The organism is Anaerozeibacter quisquiliarum (assembly GCF_051162045.1).
Taxonomy (GTDB): domain Bacteria; phylum Bacillota; class Clostridia; order Christensenellales; family Aristaeellaceae; genus Anaerozeibacter; species Anaerozeibacter quisquiliarum.
Genome location: NZ_JBISDI010000076.1, coordinates 1 through 2,355, shown reverse-complemented (window position 1 = coordinate 2,355; position 2,355 = coordinate 1). Strand labels below are relative to the sequence as shown.

The 2,355-nt window shown below is 40.8% G+C and carries 1 protein-coding gene; it reads right to left on the bottom strand.

All coding sequences use genetic code 11. The features are described from left to right. Positions 1–396: 396 nt before the first annotated feature. Complete coding sequence (locus ACH6CV_RS18010; protein ID WP_456359603.1) at positions 397–2,079, bottom strand: retron Ec67 family RNA-directed DNA polymerase/endonuclease; 1,683 nt, start codon at positions 2,077–2,079, stop codon at positions 397–399. Positions 2,080–2,355 lie beyond the last annotated feature (276 nt).

Here is a 2,355-nt window from a genome sequence, read left to right as displayed (position 1 = left end):
CAACGGCCAAAGATTCCAGGGAAAAAGCTTCGGATTTCCATTCTACATTGGGGGTGTGCATCATTCCGCGCTCTGGTGCTGGGATTATATGGGCAGGGAAATAACCTGTGAGCCGGATCGTGTATTCCTGCAAAATCTCTCGAAAGAATGCCATATCCGGCCTCATTTTGAAGGCAAAGAGAAAGACCCGCCGTATTTGACGAGTCTTTTTCCGGAACTAATGTCCCAGTCTTTGCTCCGGTTAGGCTTAACCCAACTTTGAAAACGGGCAAGCTCACGGCGAAAATGAGGGATGCGCTTCCGGTATGCCTGCTGGTAGAAGGCAAGGAGATCAAGCGGTACAAGAACATTGAAATCCCAGATGAACTAGTAGCTGGACTGCTTTCTCAACTAGACTTAGTATTGCTTAACTATATCCGATAGAACATTCAGTAATTCACGAAATCTGCCAAAGTCAATCTGCGCGTAATTTTGAGAGACATATCGAGAAAAAATCTCCTTACCATAACATCGATTGATATCATACTCATCTTTTAGACAAAGAACTTTTCCTTCAAGTTGATACTCACGGGTTGCCTGATCAAATAAAAATTCAATTTCACATTCTGGCATATCATCAACAAGAGGATTAGTTGCCAAATATAAGTTGCTATTTTGAGCCAACCGCGTATACAGTTGCTTTTTCAAGGCGTCCTTCTCCGCCTTATTAATCTTATCGTGTATTAAGAATTTGGATAGAGGTCTTTTTCCGGTTATCTGTTCGTTATCAAACAACAGTATAACGGGATGTTTGGGGGAAGAACCATCAAGTTTTGAGAACATCGCATAGTAGTTGGGGAACCCCTCTATTCCACCAACATAATAGTTAAAGATGTTTTTCAGCGTATCAGCACCGTCAGAATTTACGTTCAAAAAATAGGATAACCGCTTGGACTTTCGGAGAAAAGATATTTTGTAACAAAACTTCCCATGGGCATCCTTTGTGATGAGATTTGGATATTCCAAATAGAGCTTCTTAAGCGCGGCCTTTAAATATCTTATATCTGTCTTCCCCTCTGTAACAATCAAAGGTTTGGAGTTGGCGTAGAAGTATCTGTAAAATAGAAACCTTTTAAACTGATTCTCTCTGCTGCTGAAATGCCAAAAACCATGCTTTTTTCCGTCTATTTTGTTGTTGTAATGGTCAAGTTGATCAATAAACGAAAATCGACCATCAAGTTGGGCGATGGTTCCTTCAGTTCCGTCTATTTCGAAGCAACCTTTCGAATACAGATGATGCGCCATCGCACGTGTTTGCTTATAATAATCGGAGTCGACATTTGCCTTCTGATTTACCACAAGTCCAGTAACCTTTTGTTTTGAATCTCGGAGGGACATTCGAGTCTTCTGATGGTTGATTGTAAAGCCGGATTTGCATATCTCGGATTCTATGTCGTGCATGAAGGCTTCTTTGCGCTCGGTAAATGCACGATCATTCGTAGAAAATGTCATGTCATCAGCGTATCTTGTATAATCAAGTTTATAGCGTTTTGCGATTTTTAAGATACGCATATCGAGAATATGACAGATTAGGTTGGTAATAATTGGAGAACTTGGCGCGCCTTGAGGCAGATGTCCTTCGTGGCATGTCAATTGCGCAAGTATAATTGCAACATCATGAGGAAGAGAAAAGTCCTTATTCTTTTCGAAGTATCCAACCACTCGCCCAAAGTGGATTGACTCAAAAAAATGCTCAAGGTCCAAATTCAGAACGAGATATTTGTTTCGATGAATGTGAGCGTTCGTTATGATATTCTTTTTCTTCTCAAAAGCGTGAGAGATATTTTGCCGTATGTTGCGTTCAGTACGAATAGCCTTTTGATATTCCCACAATCTATTTGCGAGACGAGACTGTATGATTTTCAATTCATCTACGGATGCATGTATTTGACGATTCCCGCCAGTTTTCTTGGGAATTTGAAAAGATCTGTAGAAAGAATCGGTTTTTTTCTTGTAGAGCACATACGTTAGGTGACTTCTTTTGATTTTGAGGAAATCTGCCAAGTCATCTCTGGACTGTATATCGCAAAACTTCTTCATGAGTCACCTCTTTAGTAAAATGGACGTGTGGTTACTCATTACGCGTAGAAGGCGCAAAAGGTTTTCATATGCGCCGAGAAGTTGATGAGAGCTAAGTCCCCACCATTTTTGTCAACGCTTGCGAAGCACAAGCTCAGAATCTAACCACACGTCCATATTCATTATAGCCACCATCCATGAATTTATCAAGCGTGTTTGTAAGTTTCAATATCCGAGCACGCTAAAGTTCGCCCAAGGGCAATCCGCTGATCACCCAAGTCGAAAAGCTATATTTTT